The 19,430-nt window shown below is 71.4% G+C and carries 16 protein-coding genes; 7 read left to right on the top strand and 9 right to left on the bottom strand.

What is annotated here, in order from left to right:
• Positions 1-13 precede the first annotated feature (13 nt).
• On the top strand, positions 14-868 hold the full coding sequence (locus ACQPZF_RS05085) for an NmrA/HSCARG family protein (RefSeq protein WP_433268773.1): 855 nt from the start codon (positions 14-16) through the stop codon (positions 866-868).
• Here the strand turns inward: ACQPZF_RS05085 and nudC are convergent.
• The 4 genes from nudC to ACQPZF_RS05065 form a co-directional block, all read right to left on the bottom strand.
• Positions 865-1,815 carry an NAD(+) diphosphatase gene (gene nudC, locus ACQPZF_RS05080; RefSeq protein ID WP_433268771.1) on the bottom strand — a complete coding sequence of 317 codons (951 nt, stop codon included), beginning with the start codon at positions 1,813-1,815 and terminating at the stop codon, positions 865-867. The two genes, ACQPZF_RS05085 and nudC, sit on opposite strands and share 4 nt — an antisense overlap.
• Positions 1,812-3,200, bottom strand: a complete 1,389-nt coding sequence (locus tag ACQPZF_RS05075; RefSeq protein WP_433268769.1) for a M16 family metallopeptidase — start codon at positions 3,198-3,200, stop codon at positions 1,812-1,814. Before ACQPZF_RS05075 ends, nudC begins: the two co-directional genes overlap by 4 nt.
• Complete coding sequence (locus ACQPZF_RS05070; RefSeq protein ID WP_433268767.1) at positions 3,197-4,507, bottom strand: M16 family metallopeptidase; 1,311 nt, start codon at positions 4,505-4,507, stop codon at positions 3,197-3,199. The genes ACQPZF_RS05075 and ACQPZF_RS05070 overlap by 4 nt, the downstream gene beginning before the upstream one ends.
• 218 nt (positions 4,508-4,725) lie before the next feature.
• Entirely contained in the window at positions 4,726-6,366 is a 1,641-nt protein-coding gene (locus ACQPZF_RS05065) for a DUF2207 domain-containing protein (RefSeq protein WP_433268765.1), read from the bottom strand.
• A gap of 216 nt (positions 6,367-6,582) precedes the next feature.
• Between ACQPZF_RS05065 and ACQPZF_RS05060 the strand changes: the two genes are divergently transcribed.
• Entirely contained in the window at positions 6,583-7,671 is a 1,089-nt protein-coding gene (locus ACQPZF_RS05060; RefSeq protein ID WP_433268763.1) for a neutral zinc metallopeptidase, read from the top strand.
• A 15-nt stretch (positions 7,672-7,686) separates the two neighbouring features.
• Positions 7,687-8,583, top strand: a complete 897-nt coding sequence (locus tag ACQPZF_RS05055; protein ID WP_433268761.1) for a neutral zinc metallopeptidase — start codon at positions 7,687-7,689, stop codon at positions 8,581-8,583.
• On the opposite strand, the gene ACQPZF_RS05050 is transcribed toward ACQPZF_RS05055, so the two are convergent.
• Positions 8,553-8,993: a hypothetical protein gene (locus ACQPZF_RS05050; RefSeq protein ID WP_433268759.1), complete on the bottom strand. Its 441-nt coding sequence runs from the start codon at positions 8,991-8,993 to the stop codon at positions 8,553-8,555. The two genes, ACQPZF_RS05055 and ACQPZF_RS05050, sit on opposite strands and share 31 nt — an antisense overlap.
• A gap of 385 nt (positions 8,994-9,378) precedes the next feature.
• Between ACQPZF_RS05050 and ACQPZF_RS05045 the strand changes: the two genes are divergently transcribed.
• Entirely contained in the window at positions 9,379-10,056 is a 678-nt protein-coding gene (locus ACQPZF_RS05045) for a response regulator transcription factor (RefSeq protein ID WP_433268757.1), read from the top strand.
• On the top strand, positions 10,053-11,339 hold the full coding sequence (locus ACQPZF_RS05040) for a sensor histidine kinase (RefSeq protein WP_433268755.1): 1,287 nt from the start codon (positions 10,053-10,055) through the stop codon (positions 11,337-11,339). Before ACQPZF_RS05045 ends, ACQPZF_RS05040 begins: the two co-directional genes overlap by 4 nt.
• A gap of 64 nt (positions 11,340-11,403) precedes the next feature.
• On the opposite strand, the gene ACQPZF_RS05035 is transcribed toward ACQPZF_RS05040, so the two are convergent.
• From ACQPZF_RS05035 to ACQPZF_RS05025, 3 genes are all read right to left on the bottom strand, one after another.
• On the bottom strand, positions 11,404-12,099 hold the full coding sequence (locus ACQPZF_RS05035; RefSeq protein ID WP_433268753.1) for an aminotransferase class I/II-fold pyridoxal phosphate-dependent enzyme: 696 nt from the start codon (positions 12,097-12,099) through the stop codon (positions 11,404-11,406).
• Positions 12,100-12,199: 100 nt separating this feature from the next.
• Positions 12,200-13,267: a potassium channel family protein gene (locus tag ACQPZF_RS05030; RefSeq protein ID WP_433268751.1), complete on the bottom strand. Its 1,068-nt coding sequence runs from the start codon at positions 13,265-13,267 to the stop codon at positions 12,200-12,202.
• Positions 13,264-14,676: a M20/M25/M40 family metallo-hydrolase gene (locus ACQPZF_RS05025; protein WP_433268749.1), complete on the bottom strand. Its 1,413-nt coding sequence runs from the start codon at positions 14,674-14,676 to the stop codon at positions 13,264-13,266. The genes ACQPZF_RS05030 and ACQPZF_RS05025 overlap by 4 nt, the downstream gene beginning before the upstream one ends.
• 59 nt (positions 14,677-14,735) lie before the next feature.
• On the opposite strand from ACQPZF_RS05025, the gene ACQPZF_RS05020 reads away from it, so the two are divergent.
• Together ACQPZF_RS05020 and ACQPZF_RS05015 are read left to right on the top strand one after the other, a co-directional pair.
• Positions 14,736-15,116, top strand: coding sequence for a DoxX family protein (locus ACQPZF_RS05020; protein WP_433268747.1), 381 nt, complete (start codon positions 14,736-14,738; stop codon positions 15,114-15,116).
• A 78-nt stretch (positions 15,117-15,194) separates the two neighbouring features.
• The gene (locus ACQPZF_RS05015; RefSeq protein WP_433268745.1) at positions 15,195-15,731 is read left to right on the top strand and encodes a hypothetical protein; all 537 of its coding nucleotides are present in this window, start codon (positions 15,195-15,197) and stop codon (positions 15,729-15,731) included.
• A 96-nt stretch (positions 15,732-15,827) separates the two neighbouring features.
• On the opposite strand, the gene ACQPZF_RS05010 is transcribed toward ACQPZF_RS05015, so the two are convergent.
• Positions 15,828-19,364, bottom strand: a complete 3,537-nt coding sequence (locus ACQPZF_RS05010) for an ATP-dependent helicase (RefSeq protein ID WP_433268743.1) — start codon at positions 19,362-19,364, stop codon at positions 15,828-15,830.
• Positions 19,365-19,430 lie beyond the last annotated feature (66 nt).

The following is a 19,430-nucleotide window of genomic DNA, read 5'->3' as shown; positions in this document are numbered from 1 at the left end:
TCAACCTTTGCTCATGGAACTGACATTGGTGACCGGCGCGACCGGAGCCCAAGGCGGCGCGGTCGCCCACCTCCTGCTCGACCGGGGCCACCCCGTCCGAGCCCTCACCCGAAACCCCGAAAGCCTTGCCGCACACCGACTCCACGCCGCCGGCGCGGAGGTCGCCCAAGGTGACTTCGACGACCCCGCCACCCTGAAAGAGGCCCTGCACGGCGTCCGCTCGGTCTTCGCCGTCACCACGCCGTTCGGCACCGACCCGGACACCGAGGTCCGTCAAGGGATCGCGCTGGTCGACGCAGCGCACGAGGCCGACCACATCGTGTTCACCTCGGCCTCGAACGCCGACCGGCGCACCGGCATCCCGCACTTCGACAGCAAGCACCGCATCGAGGAACACCTGACCAGCGGAAACGTACCCTGGACCATCCTCGGCCCGGCCGCGTTCATCGATGACAAGTTCGGCGAGTGGACCCTCAGCGGCCTGCGCCGAGGCGCCCTGGCCCTGCCCATGCCGTCGGACCGCGCACTGCACCTGGTCGCCGTCGCGGACATCGCCGCCGTCGCCGTGCTCGCCCTCGAACAGCCGGACCGCTTCGCCGGCACGCGCCTGGACCTCGCCGGCGAAGCCCTCACCCCGGCGAAGATGGCGGACATCCTCACCACGGCCACCGGCAGGCCGATCCACCACCACCAGCCGCCGCTGGAGGTGGTGGAACGCCACTCGTCCGACCTGGCCGCGATGTTCCGATACTTCGCCGAGGTGGGCACCGACATCGACCTGCCCGCACTGCACGCGGCGCTACCGGAGATCACCTGGCACAGCTACGCCGACATCACCCGCACCGTGCCGTGGAGCGAACTGCTCTAGTCCACGGCCGCCCACGACTGGATCATCCGGTACGCGATCGACGCGCCCGGCGTGAGCAGCAGGTCCGGCACACTGCCCGACACCTCCAGCGCCTGCCGCACGTCGGCCCGGCTGACCCACTTGGCCTGCGCGATCTCCCCGTCGGCGAGCCGCAGCGGCTCGGCCGGGTCGGCCACCGCCTGGAACCCGACCATCAGCGACCGGGGAAACGGCCACGGCTGGCTGCCGAGGTAGCGGATGTCGCTCACCCCGACGCCGACCTCCTCCTCGATCTCCCGCGCGACACACGCCTCCAGCGACTCGCCCGCCTCGACGAACCCGGCCAGCACCGAGTACCGCCCCTCCGGCCACCCCTCGCCACGAGCGAGCAGCACCTGGTCCGCGCCGTCGTGCACCAGGCAGATCACCGCCGCGTCGGTGCGCGGGTACTCCTCACGCCCGCACTGCGAGCACACCCGCGCCCACCCGGACTTCGCGGACTCCTGGCCACCACCGCACACCGCGCAGAACTTCGCCGACCGGTGCCAGTGGAACAACGCCACCGCCGAGGTGAACAACCCCGCGCCGGTGTCGTCCAGCAACGCGCCGCACGCCCTCAGGTCGAGCCACTGCGGCTCGTCCGTCGGCTCCACCGCGAACCACGCGCGGCCGGACGACGCGGCCACGTCCGTCTCGTCCTCCGCCAGCGGAACGGCCCAGTACGCGACACCGTCCTGCTCGCCGAGCAGGACAGCGTCGTCCGGCGGCCCGTCACCGAACTCGGTGGCGGGCCGGTCGACCAGGCGCGAAGCCCGGTCGGCCACCAACGTCCGACCACGCGTGTCGACCGTGATGACACGCGCCTTCGGCCATAGCTGCCCGAGCCGCTCCGCGTCGTTGCGCAACAGCTCCCGCCGGTCCACCGTGAACCGCGACAGGGCCGGCAGCTCCACCAGCTCGAAGCTCACGGCAGGCTGACCCCGCCCAACGACCGCAGTTGCGGCGCGAGCAGCTCCGCGTCACCGACCAGGACCCCGGTGAACGCGCTGGGCGCGAAGAACTCCAGCGCCGCCTCGGCGACCTGCTCCACCGTGACACCCGCCAACCGCTCGGGATGCCCGGTGAACCACTCGAGGCCCAGCCCGAGCCCGGCGAGGTTCACCAGGAACGACGCCAGCCCGCCCTGCGACGACGTCGCGGTCAGCAACGACCCGATCGCGTACCGGCGCGCGGTGTCCACCTCGGACTCCGACGGCGGCACCAGCCCGAGCCGCCCCAGTTCGTACCGCGTCTCCAGCAGCGCGGCGGCCGTGGCCTCGCTCGCCGTGTCGGCGTCCACCAGCAGCGTCGCGCCGTCCGGCGTGAACTCCGGGTGCGACCGCGCGCTGTAGGTGTAGCCCTTGTCCTCCCGGATGTTCTCCACCAGCCGGGAGGAGAAGAACCCGCCGAACACCAGGTTCGCGATCTGCAGCGCCGGGTACCGCGGGTCGGTCCGCACCAGCCCTCGCCCGGCCAGCCGGATCTGCGACTGGACCGCGCCGGGACGGTGCACCAGCCGCACATCCCCGCCGCGCACCACCGGCAACGGCGACAGCGACACCGCGGTGCCCTCACCGGTCCACTCGCCGAGCGCGCCCTCCACGGCCCGCACGGCGGCGTCCGGCTCGACGTCGCCGACGACGACCAGCACCGAGCCCCGCGGCAGCACGGCCGACGCGTGCAGCGCCAGCACCTCGTCCCGCGTGACCGCCGCGACCTCCTCGGCCTCCGGCATCTCCTTGGCGAACGGGTGGTCGCCGTAGAGGTGCTTCTGCAACGCCTCCCGCGCGATCACGTTCGGCTGCGACCGCGCCAGCCGGATCCGCTCGACCAGCCGCGCCCGCTCCCGCTCGACTTCCTCGGCCGGATAGACCGCACCGGTCAGCACGTCCCGCAGCACGTCCAGGACGGTGCCCAGCCCGGACACCAGCGCGTTGCCGGAGAACGCCAGCCGCTCCGGATCCACCACCGCGTCCAGCTCGCCGCCGACCAGAGCCAGCTCGGTGTCCACCGCCACCCGGTTGCGCGTGGCAGTGCCGGTGAGGACCGTGTTGGCCAACACCTCGGCCCGCGCCGCGTGCGTCGAGCCGACGCTGGAGGACGCCGGGTCCGCGAACGGAACGCGCAGCCGCACCTCCACCAGCGGCACCGACGACCGGCGCACCGCGATCACCCGCAGCCCGTTGCCCAGCACCGTGTCCACCGTGGACAGGTCGGCGCTGGCCCGCTGCTCGCCCAGCTCCGGGAGCGGACGCGGCCCCAGCTCCGTGCGGCCGATCTCCTCGGCGCTGCGGTGCGTCGTCGGGGCGCTCACTCGGTACCTCCGTTGTCAGCAGCGGCGCCGTCCGCGCCGGCAGGGTTCAGAACCAGCACGGCCCGCGAGTCCGGCCGCAACGCCTTGGCCGCCGCGGCGACCTCGTCGGTGGTGACCGCGGCCAGCTTGTCCGGCAGCTCGTACAGCAGCTCGGCGCGCCCGAACAGCAGCTCCGCCGAACCCAGCCCGAGCGTGCGGCTGGTCAGCCGGTCGTGCTCGCGGTGCATGGTCGACACCCACCGCGCGGTGACCTTCGCCAGCTCCTGCTCCGTCGGCCCTTCCTCGGCCAGCCGCAGCAGCTCCTCGTCCACCGCCGCCACCACCTGCTCGGCCGTGACATCCGGCGGGTGGATCGCAGTGACGCTGAACGTGTCCGGGTCGCGAGCCTCCAACGGACCGAAGAGCCCGCACCCGGCACCCACGTCGACCACGATCGCGTCCCGGTGCACCAGCCGCTGCTGGAGCCGCGAACCGTCACCGTCGGTCAGCACCCCCGCCAGCACCAGGTAAGCCAGGTAGCCCTCCACCTCGCTCACCGGGTCCGGGATGCGGTATCCCATCGCGATGGCGGGCATCGGAGCGTGCTTGTCCGTGTGCTCGGCGCGCAGCTCGCCCTTCGGCGCCGGCTCCGCGAACGACGGCCGCACCGGCACGGGACGCGCGGGCACGTCTCCGAAGTGCTTCTCCACCAGCCCCTTGGCGGCCTCGGGTGCGAAGTCGCCCGCGATGGTCAGCACCGCGTTCCCCGGCGCGTAGTACGTGTCGAAGAACGCCGCGCAGTCGTCGACCGTCGCGTTTTCCAGGTCGGTGAAGTCTCCATAGCCGTTGTGGGCGTTCGGGAAGGTCTGGAACAGGACCGGCGGCAGCAGGATCCAGGGGAACCCGCCGTACGGCCGGTTGAGCACGTTGAGTCGGATTTCCTCCTTCACCACGTCGATTTGATTCCGCAGGTTTTCTTCGGTGATCTTCGGCGCACGCATGCGGTCCGCCTCCAGGAACAACGCCCGCTCCAGCGCAGCGGACGGCAGAACCTGGTAGTAGTCGGTGTAGTCGGGGTGGGTCGACCCGTTGAACGTGCCGCCCGAGGACTGCACGTGCCGGAAGTGCGCGAGCTTCTCCAAGCTCTCGCTGCCCTGGAACATGAGATGCTCGAACAGGTGCGCAAACCCTGTCCGGCCTTCCGGCTCCGAGCGGAATCCCACGTCGTAGTGCACGCTCACCCCGACGACCGGGGCGCTCGGGTCTGGGGCGAGCACCACCCGCAGGCCGTTGGGAAGCGTGAACCTGTGCAGTTCGGGTAGCGCCATGGACGCAGCCTACGGGTTTCCACCCCCGCGAGGACCGCAGGTGGCCTGCCCGGAGCAACGTCCGTGTCCGCCCACCGCGAACCGACCGTTAGCCCGCCTGCCGAGACCTCGGCAGGCGCCCTTCCCACCAGGCTCCGCTGCCCATCGGAGCTGTGTGGTCGGACAGGTCAATCATCGAACAAGGGTTCGAGAAGGGCAAGATCACTATCGGGTGAACGTCAGCCGCGCAACGACCTCAGGTGCCCCGCCTGGGCCAGCACACCGTCCACCGCACCCAGGAAAGTCGGGAACCGCTGGGCGAATCGCCGCAGGTCACCGGCCTGCTCGGCCTCACCGAACCAGTACAGCCCGGACTGGCCGCCGGCGAAGGCGCCGAGCCAGCGCTCGGTCTCACCGAGCACCACCGCGTAGGGGAGCGACCGCGAGAACACCATCTCCCGATCGGCTTCGGGAATGTCGCCGAGAGTCGCCGAACCCAGGTACCCGCGCAACCCGCGCACGTGCTCCAGCAGAGCACTGCCCCGCTTGGTCCGGGCCGGCATCGTCCGGGCTCCCAGCGCCAGCGCGCCACCCGCGACGACGACCACCAGACCGAACAGCGCGGGCCCGGTGACAAGCGCCAACACCACGGTCAGCGCGACGCCCAGCATCGCCAGCCCGATCCCGGCCCACCACCACCGGCTGCGCTCGGAGTCCGGCCGCCGCACGAACCAGTTCTTCGCCACCACATCGGCGTACAGCGCGTCCCGCACCCGGCTGAGGTCGATCCGCCGACCACGCAGTTCGGAGAGCAGCACCGCGTCCACCCCGTCGGGCAGGAGCGCCGAGTACACCGCCCGCTCGTAACCGGACAGCGACGGGTCCGCCGGATTGCGCCGGACGAACCGCCAGTCCGAGCCGCCGACCTCCTCGATCCACAGGTAGTTGCGCACCGCGAGGTCCACGATCGTCGCCGTCACGTCCACGACGTCGACGTGCTCGTCCACCACGGTCCCGACCTGGCCCGGCAGCACACCGTCCGGGGATGCGAACGCCACCCGCCCGGTCCCGTCGGACACCAGCACGTTCACCGGCCCGACCTCGCTCGCCAACGCCCGTGCGTCCCGGCCGCGCAGGTACCAGAGCAGCAGCACGCCGCCCAACAACAACACGACGAGGCCGCCCAGCCCCACCCCGGTCACGGGCGTCAGCGCGAACGCCGCCGCCAGCCCCGACGTTTCCTCGATCCGGGCGTTCGCGGGCGCGGCACCGTCCTGCAGGCCGACCGCCACATCGATACGCTCACCTGTGGGAAGGCCGATTTCGGTGGCCCGCACGCCGCGGCCGTCGCCCAGCTCCGCGGTCGTGCACGGTCTGGACGTGCCGGGCGCGCCGGCCAGGCAGTTGACCGACTTGGGGGCATCCGGCGTGATGACCGAGACCTTCACCGAGTCCAGCGCGGTGTCCCAGCCACTCGCGGGTTGCCAGCGCAGTTCTAACGTGTCGCCGATCTTGGCGACCGCGCCGACCACGGCGTACGTGACCGTGGAGGTGCCCGGCTCCAGCGCGATGGTCAGCTCGTCGGAGGACACCGTGGTGGCGCCCTTGCCCTGGACGGACGCGCCGCTGACCTCGAACACCCGGTCCCGGGTGTCGCTCACGGCGATGCGTAGCGGAACCACCCGCTTGGCGGTCCTGCCTTCGGGGACGCTGACGACCTCCGTCACGGTGAGCTTGCCGTCGCGCTCCAATTTGAGGCGCACGTCGGCGCCGACCGTGCCGGGTAGGCCGACCGGACTGCTCGGCTGCGCCGACGCGGTGTCCGGGAACGAACACAGCGCGACGGCGCAGGTGATCGCCGCTCCCCAGTTTTTCAACACGGCCGCGGAGAATAGCGGAGTCCGCCTATGCTTCTGTGCTGATTCGGGCATCCGCGATATGGGGGACCACCAGCGATGACGCAACCACCGCCGCCGGGTGGCTGGCCGCCACCACGACCGGTTGGGCCACCGCCCATGCCCGCTCCGCTGAACCCCCAGCCGGCCCGTCCGTGGCCTACCCAGCAACCGTCGCAGCAACCCCAACAGCCCCCGCAGATGCCGCCCGGACAGCCGTGGCAGCAACAGGCCCCGCCGCCGATGGCCCCGCCGCAGCCGCCGCCGGTGAATTGGGGCCCCCAGCCCGGTTGGGGTCCTGGACAGCCGTATCAGCCGCTGCCGCGCAAGAAGAGCAACGGTCCGCTCATCGCGGGCGTGCTCATCGGAGTCGTCGTCCTGGGTATCGCGACGGTCGGGATCGTGGCCGCGACCAGCATGCGCAAGAGCGTGGACGATCCCGCGTATTCGGGTTACTCGAACTACACGTACACGAACCAGACGACGACCACCACGGCCGAGACGACCACAACGACCACGTCGTCGAGCAGCACCAGGTCCACGTCGACCAGCACCACGAAAGCCGGCCCCAAGGCCGTGATCACGCTCGGTGACAACCCGATCCACGGCTCGGGCCTGGGCGCGTTCAACATCGACGGCTGCCCGCTGCCGGGCATGAACTACTCACCCGGCGGACAGGACGAGTTCCTGCGTGCCGCGCTGCCGTGCATCGAAGCGATGTGGAAGCCGTCGTTCCAGAAGGCGAACCTGCCGTATCAGCCGGTTGAGCTGGTCATGGTGACGTCGCAGATCACCAACACGTGCGGCTCCATGGGGCCCGACCGCACCGCCATGTACTGCGACGGCACCATCTACTGGACGCCGAACCACTACGCGAACGAGCAGGGCTCTGCGAACCCCAACCACCCCGGCAAGTACCTGGGGCAGCTCGCGCACGAATACGGCCACCACATCCAGTGGTTGTCCGGCATCCTGCGCGCGTCCAGCCAGGCCCAGTACGAGAAGGGCGGCTGGGACACCGAGGCGGGTCTCGACCTGAACCGGCGCAAGGAGCTGCAGGCCACCTGCTTCGGCGGGATGACGCTGGCGCCGCTGTCACACGGAGCGGTGCCCGGTGACGTCATCTCGGTGGCGCTGAGCGACGCGGGCAGCCGGGGTGACTACCCGATCTACCCGAACCGCGACCACGGCGCGCCGGAGCGGAACGCCGCATGGGTCAACCACGGATTCAAGAACAACGAAACGAGCGCGTGCAACACTTGGTTGGCGAGCGCGGCGGACGTCAGCTAACCCGACTGGAGGACCGTGCACACGCCCGAGGAGCCTAAGAACAACCCGATCGTCCTCATCGGCGTGTTCTCGTTGATCGTGTTGTGCGTGCTGGGCCTCGGCCTCGTCACCCAGTTGGACACCAGCAGGCGGGTCAGCGGGCGGCCTGTGGCCGCGCCGCAGGCCCCGGCGGCGGCAACGGCCACCGAGCCGCCTCGGCCGCGTGCGGTGCACCGGCTGGCGGACCACCCGCTACTTACGTCCCCGGTGCGGTTGGCGGACGCCACGTGCGCATTGCCCGCGTTCGGTCTGTCTGACGCGGAGCTGACGGCGTACTACACGGCCGGGGTCGCGTGCCTCGACCAGGCGTGGCAGCCGGCGTTGGGGAACGGGAACCTGCCGTTCGAGGCACCCGCGTTGGACACGTCGCCGGACCTGAAGGACGGGCCGTGCGGCGCGGCGCCCTCCGAGACCGAGGCGGTTGCGTACTACTGCGGGCGCAACCGGACCATCTACATGCCCACGTCGCGGCTGCGTGACAACGGCGGCGGTGATCGGCCCAGCACGCACCTGGCGACGTTGGCACACGAGTACGGGCACCACGTGCAGGCATTGACCGGGATGTTGCGCGCTGCGGACAGCAAGATCGTCGACGCGGGTGAGGGCACGCCCGCCGGCCTGGAGATGTCGCGCCGGATCGAGTTGCAGGCCAACTGCTTCGCGGGGATGTTCCTCACCGTCGTGTCCGGGTCCATCGGGTCCGAGCTGGCGCAGGAGGCGGCGGACGACTTCCAGTACGCCGTGGAGGAGCCGGCCGACAAAAATGCCCACGGCAGCCCGGATAACCAGGCCGAGTGGGCGTCTTACGGGTTCACTTCCGGCGTGACCACGTCGTGCAACACCTATACGGCGTCGGCCGAGGCCGTCGCCTGAGTCTGTCTGCCCAGTAGGTGGGCGTACAGCCCGCCGGCCAGGCCGCTCAGGCACACGAGCATCGCGGCCAGCCGAGTCCCGAACGGCATGTTCGCCGGAGCGCTGTCGGCCACCTGCACCATGAAGTCGCCGCTGGTGTCGGCCGGGACCACCACGTCGACCACCTCGTTCGCCTGGTGACCGCAGCCGTCGAGCCGGGCGGTGCGGGTCTGGTCGCCGATCTTGAGTTCGACGCGGTCGTAGGCGTCGGCCCCGCCGCAGGACGCCGGGGTGACGACGGTCGCCGCCACCCGCCGGACCTCGGCGGACGAGCCGCCCGGCCACCAGATCGCGACCGCCGCCGCGACTCCCGCCAGTCCGATGACCAGCAGGATCAGCGCCCATCGGACTGGGCTCAGCCGAACCGCCACAGGGTGGATGGTCGCAGACGAAGTGCCCTGTTGTCGTGGGGGTGGGCGGCTGGTCCGCCCCCACCCACATCACCCGATAGTGATCTTGACCACCTCGAACCCCTGTTCGAAGATGGATCCATGAACAAATCCACGACAAACCCCTCCACCCGGTGGCGGCCGATCACGGCCGGCCCATCCTTTGTCCACTCCAGACCGGTTCTCCCAACCGCCCACGACCCTTGACGTCCGCTCCGCTCCTGCCGGGCCTGCCCACCCGGCAGGGTGACCGCCCAACCCTCGCACCGGCCATTCGCTCCATCGCTCCACCCACTATCCGACCTAGTGCCTGAGCGCAGGCTGAAGACGCGGGCGGGGCTCTGGTCCCACCACGCAGAATGAGGAGGTGTCCAATGCTGCCAGGGTGCTGGTGATCGAAGACGCGGAAGCCATCGGCGCCGCGGTGAGTTCGGCCCTGCGCGACGCGGGGTACCAGGTCCAGCTCCGTCCGGACGGTCGGGACCTGGAGGGCGAACTCACCCGGTTCCGCCCCGATCTGGTGGTGCTCGACGTGATGCTGCCCGGCCGGGACGGGTTCATGCTGCTGGAGGTCATCCGGCGGGCCAGCGGGGCGGGCGTGGTCATGCTGACGGCCCGGGACGATGTGTCGGACCGGCTGCGCGGGCTCGACGGGGGCGCGGACGACTATGTGGTGAAGCCGTTCGTACTGGCCGAGTTGGTGGCTCGGGTCAGCGCGGTGCTCCGCAGGCTGGGGCGGACGCCGTCGACCGTGCAGATCGGTGACCTGGTCGTGGACGCCGACTCGGCGGTGGTGCTGCGCGGGGACGCGCCCGTGGAGCTGACCGCGACCGAGCTGCGGCTGCTGCGCTACCTGGCCGCCCAGCGCGGGCGGGTGGTCGGCAAGACCCAGATCCTGACCGCGGTGTGGGGTTACGAGGACTACGACCCGAATCTGGTGGAGGTGCACGTCAGCGCGCTGCGCCGGAAGCTGGAGGAACACGGTCCCCGCCTGCTGCACACCGTACGGGGCTTGGGGTACGTGCTGCGGGCGGAAGACTCGTGAGCCTACGGACCGTGTCCCTGCGGCGTCGGGTCACCCTCTCCGCGATCGCGGTGCTCGGCGTCGTCCTGGTCGGTCTGGTGCTCGTGGTGGACGCTACGTTCGGGGCGCAGTCGAAGCGGGACGTGGAGGCGGCGCTGCTGGACAAGGCCCGCCACGCACAGTCGCTGGTCAAGCAGCGGGTGCGGGGCTCGGACCTGGTGAACCGGTTGGAGAACCGGGGTGTGCAGGCACGGCTGGTGATGCCGGACGGCACGGTGTTCGGCGATCTGCCGGACGCCGACGTGAGCAACAAGGTCACCCGTGACCTCGCGGACGGGTCGACCATCACGCTCTACGCCGAGTCGTCGGTGATCACTGCCACGCAGGCGCGGCTGCGGCGCCTGCTGCTGCTGGTCGGCTTCGGGGCGTTGGCCGTCACAGCGGTGGCCATGGTGTGGGTGGTGCGAAGGGCGTTGGCCCCGCTGGACGCGATGACGACGTTGGCCAAGTCCATCGCGGGCGGCGACCGGGGCCACCGCCTCAGTCCGGCGAGGACGGACAACGAACTCGGCCGGACGGCGGCGGCGTTCGACGACATGCTCGACTCATTGGAGGGATCAGAGGAACGAACCAAACGATTCGTCGCGGACGCGGCGCATGAATTGAGGACGCCGATCGCGGGCGTGCAAGCGGTGGCCGAGGCGCTGATGCAGACCGGTAGCGCCGAGGAGCGGGAACGTCTGAACCTGTTGTTGGTGAGGGAGTCCCGCCGAGCCGGCCGCCTCGTGGACGACTTGCTGGCCTTGGCGCGGATCGAAGCGGGCCTGGAGCTGCACCGGGAGCGCGTGGATCTGTTGGCATTGGCGGAGGCGGAGGTGAGCCGCACCCGGTTGCTCGCACCCGACTTCGACATCGCCGCCGAGGGCACGTCGGTCTACGTGTCGGGCGATCCGCAACGGCTGGCCCAGGTCCTGGCGAACCTGGCCGACAACGCCCGCCAGGCCACCGGAGCGGCCGGTCAGGTGCGGCTGCGCGTGTCGGCCGTCGGCAGCTACGCGTGGCTGGTGGTCTCCGACAACGGGCCGGGTGTGCCACCAGAAGACCGGGAGCACATCTTCGACCGCCTGGTCCGCCTGGACGAGGCCCGGGACCGCCGCTCCGGCGGCTCAGGCCTGGGCCTGCCCATCGCCCGCGGCGTGGTCCGAGCCCACGGCGGCGAGCTGTCCTGCATCGAACCGGCAGGGCTGGGCGCGGCCTTCCAGGTCCGCATCCCACTGGCAGACGAGGGCACGTCGGCCGGGTGATCGCGGTGCGAACCGACGTGGTCCGCGCTCGCCGGTATGTCGCCGCCGCCCTGAGGCTGTCGGGCTACTCGGCGGGAGACGACGCGGCGTGCAACAACCTCGGCAACATCGACCGCACGGTCCTGCACACGAACGCAGACTCGATCGCCTTCGTGGCGGGGACTTGCGCGATGTCGACCGAGGACGTCAACGGCGTGCCGTCGCGTGCGGCCCGTGCCAAGGCGCGGTCGGCGGTGCAGGGCACAACCACGGCGCAGGGCACGACCACGGCGCGGGGCACGACCACTTCGGCGACCGTCGCCAGTTGGGCGAACCGGCTGTCCGCGCCCCGGCGGTGCAGGTCCTGCCAGGCCCGGTTGAGTCGGTGGACCAGTTCGGTGAGTGTGGCGGCGGGCAGGGTGAACGGCAGGCGGATGAAGTTGTCGTGTCCGCCGGACGGGTCGGTCGCCGCGCCGGGCACGATCTCGTCCAGCCGCGGCAGCACCCTGGCCGCCAGCGCCTGGTCCAGCACGGGGCCGGCCAGGTCGGCGCGGACCTTGTAGCGGGCCAGCCGTTCCACCACGTCGCGGGACGCGCGCAGCCAGCCGATCCGCAGCCCGCCCCAGGCTGCCTTGGCCAGCGAGCCGACGGTGAGCACCTCGCTGCGGGCCGGGGCGAACGCCGCGATCGGCGGCGGGATCGCCAGACCGCCCGTGCCGACCGACATGTACGCGTTGTCCTCCACCACGGGCACCTGGTGACGGGCGGCGATCTCGGCCACCCGTGACCGCTTGGCCGGTGTGCGCGGCAGGGAGGTCGGGGCTCTCGCCGGGAGGTCAGGATTCCCGGGATCAGGATTCCCTGGGTCAGGATTCCCTGGGTCAGGATTCCCTGGGCGGGGTCACCTTCTTCACGTACAGGAGGCGGTCGCCGGCTTCCACCGCGTCGGCTTCCGGGGCGTCCACGCGGTAGAGGGTTCCGGCTCGGACTACGCCCAGCACTATGTCGGGTAGGTGACGAGGGGAGCCGCCGATTTCCGATGGTTCGACGTCGCGTTCGGCGATGGCCAGGCCGGCGTCGGGGGTGAGGAGGTCTTCGACCATGTCGACCACCGACGGGGTCGCGGTGGCCATGCCGAGGAGGCGGCCTGCCGTTTCGCTCGACACCACGACCGAGTCCGCGCCGGACTGGCGGAGGAGGTGTTCGTTCTCGCGTTCCCGTACCGACGCGACGACCTGGGCCTTGGGTGCCAGTTCGCGCGCGGTCAGGGTGACCAGGACGGCCGTGTCGTCGCGGTTGGCGGCTACCACGATGGCTCGGGCTCGTGGGACACCGGCTACGCGGAGCACGTCGTTGCTGGTGCCTGAGCCGTGCACGGTGACGAGGCCGATCGCGGACGCCGCGTCCAACGACTCTTGGGACGTGTCGACCACGACGATGCCGCCGGGCTCCATCCCGTCGCCGAGCAGGGCGCTGACCGCGGAGCGTCCTTTGGTCCCGTACCCGACGACGACCACGTGGTCCCGCACCTTGGTCCTCCACTTCTGGATCCGCAGCGCCTGCCGCGAGCGTTCGGTGAGCACTTCGAGGGTGGTGCCGACCAGCACGATCAGGAACAGCACGCGAAGGGGGGTGATCACCAGGACGTTGACCAGCCTGGCCGACGAACTGGCCGGGGTGATGTCGCCGTAGCCGGTGGTGGAGAGGGAGACCGTGGCGTAGTAGACGGCGTCCAGGAACGACAGGCCGTCCTCGTTGACGTCGCGGTAGCCGTCGCGGTCGAAGTAGACGATCAGCACCGCGGACATCAGTGCGGTCAGTGCGCCGATGACCCGCTTCATGATCGCGCGGACCGGGCTTTGGATCGTGTCCGGCATCCTGATCACGCCGACGAGCGAGTGGCCGGGCCGTTCGCTGAGCGGTTCGCCCTGGTGGAACCGGCGGATCATGTCAGCCTCTCCGGGAGTGTCCGCCACAGGCGGGCGGCGGCCTCCGCGCCGCGGAGGAGCAGCGGCACGACGACGCGTTCGTTGGGCGCGTGGATGCGATCATCCGGCAACGTCGCGCCCAAATACACCACCGGCACGCCGAGCCAGCCGTGCAGCAGGGCCGCCGGGCCGCTGCCGCCGGTGCGGCTGAAGTGGACCGGCTGGTCGAACGCGGCTTCGACCGCTTCCTTCAGCGCGCCGACGGCCGGGTGCGTCACGTCCATCGCGTAGGGCGGGACGCCGTCGCCGCGCGGGATGATCTCCGCGCGCAGGCCTGGTGGGGTGTGGGCGGCGACGAACTCGCGCAGGGCGTCGGCGATCCGTTCCGGGCGCTGGTCGGGCACCAGGCGGAACGACAGCTTCACCGACGCCTGGGCGGGCACGATCGTCTTCAGGCCGGGGCCGGTGTAGCCGCCGTGGATGCCGTTGACCTCGGCGGTGGGGCGCACCCAGACGCGTTCCAGGGTGGACCAGCCCTCCTCGCCGGACACGGCCTGCGCGCCGCCGGAGTTGGCGAGCCACACGTGCTCTTCGAACGGGAGGGCGGCGTAGTCGGCGCGTTCGGCTTCGGTGGGTTCCACGACGTCGGCGTAGAAGTCACGCAGCCGGACGCGGCCCTTGTCGTCGTGCAGTGCGGCGACGAGGCGGGCGATCGCGGTGGCCGGGTTCGGCACGCTGCCGCCCGCGCGGCCCGAGTGGACGTCGGAGGTGCCGCCGGTGAACACGACTTCCGCGCCGTAGACGCCGCGCTGTCCGGTGCAGATCGTGGGCGCGTCGCGGGCGTACAGCGGGGTGTCGGTGAACACCACCAGGTCGCACGTCAGGTCGTCGCGGTGGTCGTCGATCAGTCGGGCGAGGTGGGGCGAGCCGGACTCCTCCTCGCCTTCCACGAACAGCTTGATCGTCACGGCCGGCTGGGTGGCGCCGAGTGCCGCGAGGTGTGCCTTGACGCCGAGCAGGTGCATCGCGACTTGTCCCTTGTCGTCGCTCGCGCCGCGGCCGAACAGCTCCTCTCCCACCAACGTCGCCTCGAACGGTGGGTGGTGCCACTGCTCGACCGGGTCGACGGGCTGCACGTCGTGGTGTCCGTAGACCAGCACGGTCGGCGCGTCGGGGTCGGCGGCGGGCCAGCAGGCGTACACGGCGGGCAGGGCGGGGCCGGTGTCCCAGACCTGGACGTCGGGCCATCCGTCGCGGCGCAGTGCGTCCGCCAGCCAGCGGGCCGATCTGCCCACGTCACCGTGGTGCGCCGGGTCGGTGCCGATGGACGGGATGGCCAGCCACTCGCGCAGGCCCGCCAGGAAGTCGTCGGCGAGCGACGTCACCGCCGCGCGTTCGGGATGTTCGGGATTTTCCGGATCACCACTCACGGTGCGGGAGGATAACCCTGGGCGGGCCGGCGGGCGGGTGACATGACAGGGTGGACCCTATGGAACCCACTCGTTCCCGTTCCTGGTCGGCGCTCGCGCTGGCCGGGTTGCTCGGTGCGGCGGGCGTCACGCACTTCGCGAAGCCGAAGCCGTACGACGCGATCATCCCTCGCGCGCTGCCTGGCAAACCCCGGACCTGGACTTATGCCTCGGGAGTCGCGGAAGTGGCGTTGGCCGTCGCAGTCGCCGCGCCGCGCACCCGCGGTCTCGGCGCGTTGTTGGCGGCCGGTTTCTTCACGGGTGTGTTCCCGGCGAACGTGAAAATGGCTTATGACTACCGGACGAGGTCGCCGAGGGCGAAGGCCGTCGCCTACGGCCGGCTGCCGCTCCAGGTGCCGCTGATCCTGTGGGCGCTGCGCGTCCGCCGTTCGACCGCCTGATCACGCTGGGCGCAGGGCTCGACACCCACCGCGCCCGAGGTCTGTCATTGAAACCGCAACCAGCCCTAGGATGCCCGAGTGCAACCGCTCCTCCACCATGCCGCGTCGGCACTCGGTTGGCGCGGCATCGTCGTACCCGACGTCGCCGTGCTGGGTCACCAGGTGTCGGCCGTCGTGCGGGTCCGTGCCGACGTGCACGAGTGGCGCACCGCGAACGGCTGGCCACCGCAGGCGGACCCGTCGTGGTTCCGCTCGTGGTTCGAGCCCGCCGCGCACGACCGCCTGCCGGTGTCCGCGGTGGAACTGGTCGGGGTGCTGGTCGGCGAGTCCACCGTGGACCGCGCCTTGCAATCGTGCGGCACGCTGATGACGCTCGCGCCGTGCTCGGTGGTGCTGCCCGCGCCGCAGGGCGGCCAGTCGTGGCCGCTGATCGAACTGGACTACTACGGCATCGGCGTGGTGGCCGTGGACGAGGCGGGGGCGGCTGAGCTGCTCGTGCCGCCGGAGGACCGGTCGACCGAGTTCGGGCCGTCGCTGTTCGGCCGCTGGCTGCTCGAAGTCCTGTACGACCGCGTGCTCAAGGAAGTCCCCGCTCACGCTCGGGTGAACAGCTAGCGCCCTGCGTTCCGGGCTGGGCCGCGGTTGAGCGCAGAACGGCACCCTGGTTGAGCGCAGAACGGCACGGAGCCGACCAAACGCGCACGGGACGGATCAGGACGGCACGTTGCGGATGAGTTCGCGCAGGCCGTTCGCGTCCAGCAGGTCCGCCGGGCGCAGCGTGTGGTCGTGTCGGACGTAGTGGAACGCCGCGCGCACGCGTTCGACCGGTGTCTTGGACAGTGCCGCCCAGGCCAGTCGGTAGGCCGCGAGCTGCACCGACAGCGCCGGCAGCCTCTCCTCGTCGGGCACCGCGCCGGTCTTCCAGTCGACCACCGTCCAGCCGCCGTCGGGGTCGGCGAAGACCGCGTCCATGCGTCCGCGCACCGACAGCCCGTCGATCTCGGCTTCGAACGGGACCTCGACGTCGTGCGGCGCCCGGTCGGCCCACTTGCTCGCCAGGAACGCCTCTTGGAGCCGGGACAGGTCGGTGTCCGGCGCGGCGCCCTCGTCGGCGGCGCCGGGTAGCTCGTCCAGGTCCAGCAGTCTGCTCGCGCCGAACCGCTGTTCCAGCCAGGTGTGGAACGCCGTGCCTCGGCGGGCCAGCGGGTTCGGGGGGAACGGCAGGGGGCGGCGCAGGCGGCGGGCCAGCAGGTCCGGGTCGGCGGCGAGTTCGACCAGTTGGCTCACCGACAGGTGCTCGGGCAGGACGACGCGTTCGCGGCGGTCCGCGGCGGCGGCGCGTTCGGCGAGCAGCACGTCGACGTCCCGCGCCCAGCCCTCCGGATCGTCCGGGTCGTCCGGTTCGTCCGAGTGGTCCGGGTCGTCCGGGTCGTCCGCGGGGAGGTCGGTCGATTCGGTTTCAGGTGGTTCGGCGTAGTCCTCGGGTGGCTCTGGCGGGAGGTCGTCGTGGTCGGGTGGGGGCTCCGGGGCGAGGTCGTCGTAGTAATCCTCAGGCTCGGGCGGAAGTTCGGTGGCGGGTTCCTCGGTGGCCGGTTCCTCGGGAGCGGGTTCCTCGGGAGCGGGTTCGAGGTGAGGAGTGGTCTGGGCTGGGGTGGGTTCGGCGGGAGTGGACAGGTGGCGTTCCAGGGCGGCCAGGACAAGTTCCGCGCCCTCGGTTACGGCCGCGCGGCGTTTGCCCAGGGGGTCGGCGGGCCAGTCGGCGGATTTCACCTGGGACGCCAGGGGGTTCGGCTCGTCCTCGGCGGGGTGCGCCGCCCAGTGGGCGATGTCCGCCGGCGGGTGGTCGGCGGCCAGGACCGCGTCGCGCAGTTCGGTGAGGAAGGTCGACGGGCCTTTCGGCTTGTCGCCGGTTTCGGCCCACCAGTGGCCGGAGACGAGCAGGCTGTGTTCGGACCTGGTCAATGCCACGTAGAGGAGGCGGCGTTCCTCCACTAGGCGGCGGTCCTCGAAGTCGTCCGCGTGGCGGTCCAGGGCCTCTTCGACCTCTTTGCGGTTGCTGCCGCCCGGTATGCGGAGTTTCGGCAGGTCTTCGGCGTCGCCTCGGAGGTCGGCGGGCAGTTCGGCCACCGCCTTCAGCCAGCAGGATGTCTTCTTCCGGCCGGGGAACACGTCCTTCACCACGTGCGGCACGGCCACGATGTGCCATTCCAGACCCTTGGCCGAGTGCATGGTCAGCACCTGCACGCGGTTCTCCGCCACCTCGACTTCGCCGGGCTCCAGGCCGTCTTCGGCGTGTTCGGCGGTGTAGAGGTAGTCCAGGAGCGCGGGCAGGGTGGCCGATGGGCTGGCTGCCGCGAAGTCGGCTACCACGTCGGCGAACGCGTCCAGGTGTGCCCGGCCGACCCCGCCCGGTCGGGACATGGCCTCGATGTCGAGCAGCAGGGTGCGTTCCACGTCGGCCACCAGCTCGGGCAGCGGCTGGTCCAGGCGTCGGCGCAACGCGGACAGCTCCGCGCCGAGCCGGCGGATGCGGCGGTAGCCCTCGGCCGAGTACACGGTCGGGTCGCCGGGATCGTCCAGGGCGTCGGCCAGCCCGGCTTGTTCGGCGTGTTCGCCGGGCAGGGCGTCGGCGAGGACGGCCAGCGGGTCGTCCGCCACGGACTGGCGGCTGGGTGCGCCGGCCAGTTCGCGGGCGCGTTGCCACAGGGCGGCGAGGTCCACGGCGGCGATCCGCCAGCGCGAGCCGGTGAGGAGCCGGGCCGCGGCGGTGCCGGCCAGCGGGTCGACCAGGACTCGGAGGGCGCTGGTCAGGTCGCGGACTTCCGGCTCGTCCAGCAGGCCGCCCAGGCCCACGACTTCGACCGGCAGGCCGCGTTCGCGCAGGGCGGCGGCGATGTTGGCCATGTCGGCACGCCTCCGCACCAGCACGGCGGCGGTGGGTGGCTCGTCGCTGGCGTCGAGGTGGGCTTCCCACTGGGCCGCGACGGTGTCGGCCAGCCAGTCCAGTTCGGCTCGGACGTCGGTGAACAGGCCCAGTCGGACGTCGCCGGGGCCCGCGCCGGGGCGCGCGCGGAGTTCGTCCACGTCCAGCCCGGCCGCGCGGAGCGGGGACGACACCGCGTTCGCCAAGGCCAGCACTTCCGGTGGGTTGCGGAAGCTGGTGAGCAGGCCGAACTTGCGGGCGGGCGGGAAGTCGTGGACGAAGCGGGGCAGGTTGGCCGCCGACGCGCCGCGCCAGCCGTAGATGGCTTGCGCCGGGTCGCCCACCGACGTGACGGCCATCGGCTCGCCTCGGCCGAACAGGGATCTGAGCAGCACGCGTTGTGCGTGGCCGGTGTCCTGGTACTCGTCCAGGAGGACGGCTCCGTACCGTTCACGCTCACCGCGCACGACCTCGGGGTGTTCGTCGGCCAGTCGTGCGGCGAGCGACATCTGGTCGGCGAAGTCCATTGCCGCTTCCCGGCGTTTGCGGGCCTGGTACGCCTCCAGGAGGGGTAGCAGGTTCACGCGGAGGCGTTGGGCGTTGATGATGTCCTTGAGCTTCTCCGGCAGCCCGTCGCGCTGGCGCGGGGCTTTGGGGGCGGACTCGATCATCGTGGCCAGCCACTCGGCGTGCTTGCGGAGGTCGGTCGGCTCGACCAGGTGCTCGCCGAGTTCGCCGGCCAGTGCGAGCAGGTAGCCGGTGATGGTGGCCGGGACCTTGTCGGTGTCGATGTCCTCCGCCCACGTCGACACGACGCGGTGCGCGAGCTGCCACGAGGCGGTCTCGGTGAGCAGCCGGACGCCGGGCTCCACCGGCAGGCGGAGGCCGTGCTCGCCGACCAGGCGGCCCGCGTAGGCGTGGTAGGTGAGGATCACCGGTTCGGTGGTGAGGACGGCGGCCCGGCGTTCGCCGCTCGGGTCCAGGCGGTCCAGCAGCGGGGAGCCGCCGAGGCGGCGCAGGCGGGCTCGGACGCGTTCGGAGAGCTGGCGGGCGGCTTTGCGGGTGAACGTGAGGCCGAGCACCCGGTCCGGGGTGACGAAGCCGTTGGCGACGAGGTAGACGACCCGCGCGGCCATGGTCTCCGTCTTGCCCGCGCCCGCGCCCGCCACCACCAGGGCGGGTGCGTTCGGGGCGGCGACCACGGCGGCCTGCTCGGGCGTGGGCTTGGGCAGGCCGAGGGCTTCGGCGACCTCGAACGGACTGGCGAGCTGGTCCAGCTCACCCACCCGCTCTCGATCACTGCCCGGCACTGCCACGACTCGCATTCTCCGACTCCGGTCGCCCGAAACTTCGGCGACCCGCAGCAGCGAGCCCGACGAGGTGGCCGGCGA

This window comes from Actinosynnema sp. CS-041913, assembly GCF_050942485.1.
In the GTDB taxonomy this organism is placed as follows: domain Bacteria; phylum Actinomycetota; class Actinomycetes; order Mycobacteriales; family Pseudonocardiaceae; genus Actinosynnema.
The sequence above is the reverse complement of the archived record's forward strand: the minus strand, read 5'-3'. Positions and strand labels throughout refer to the sequence as shown.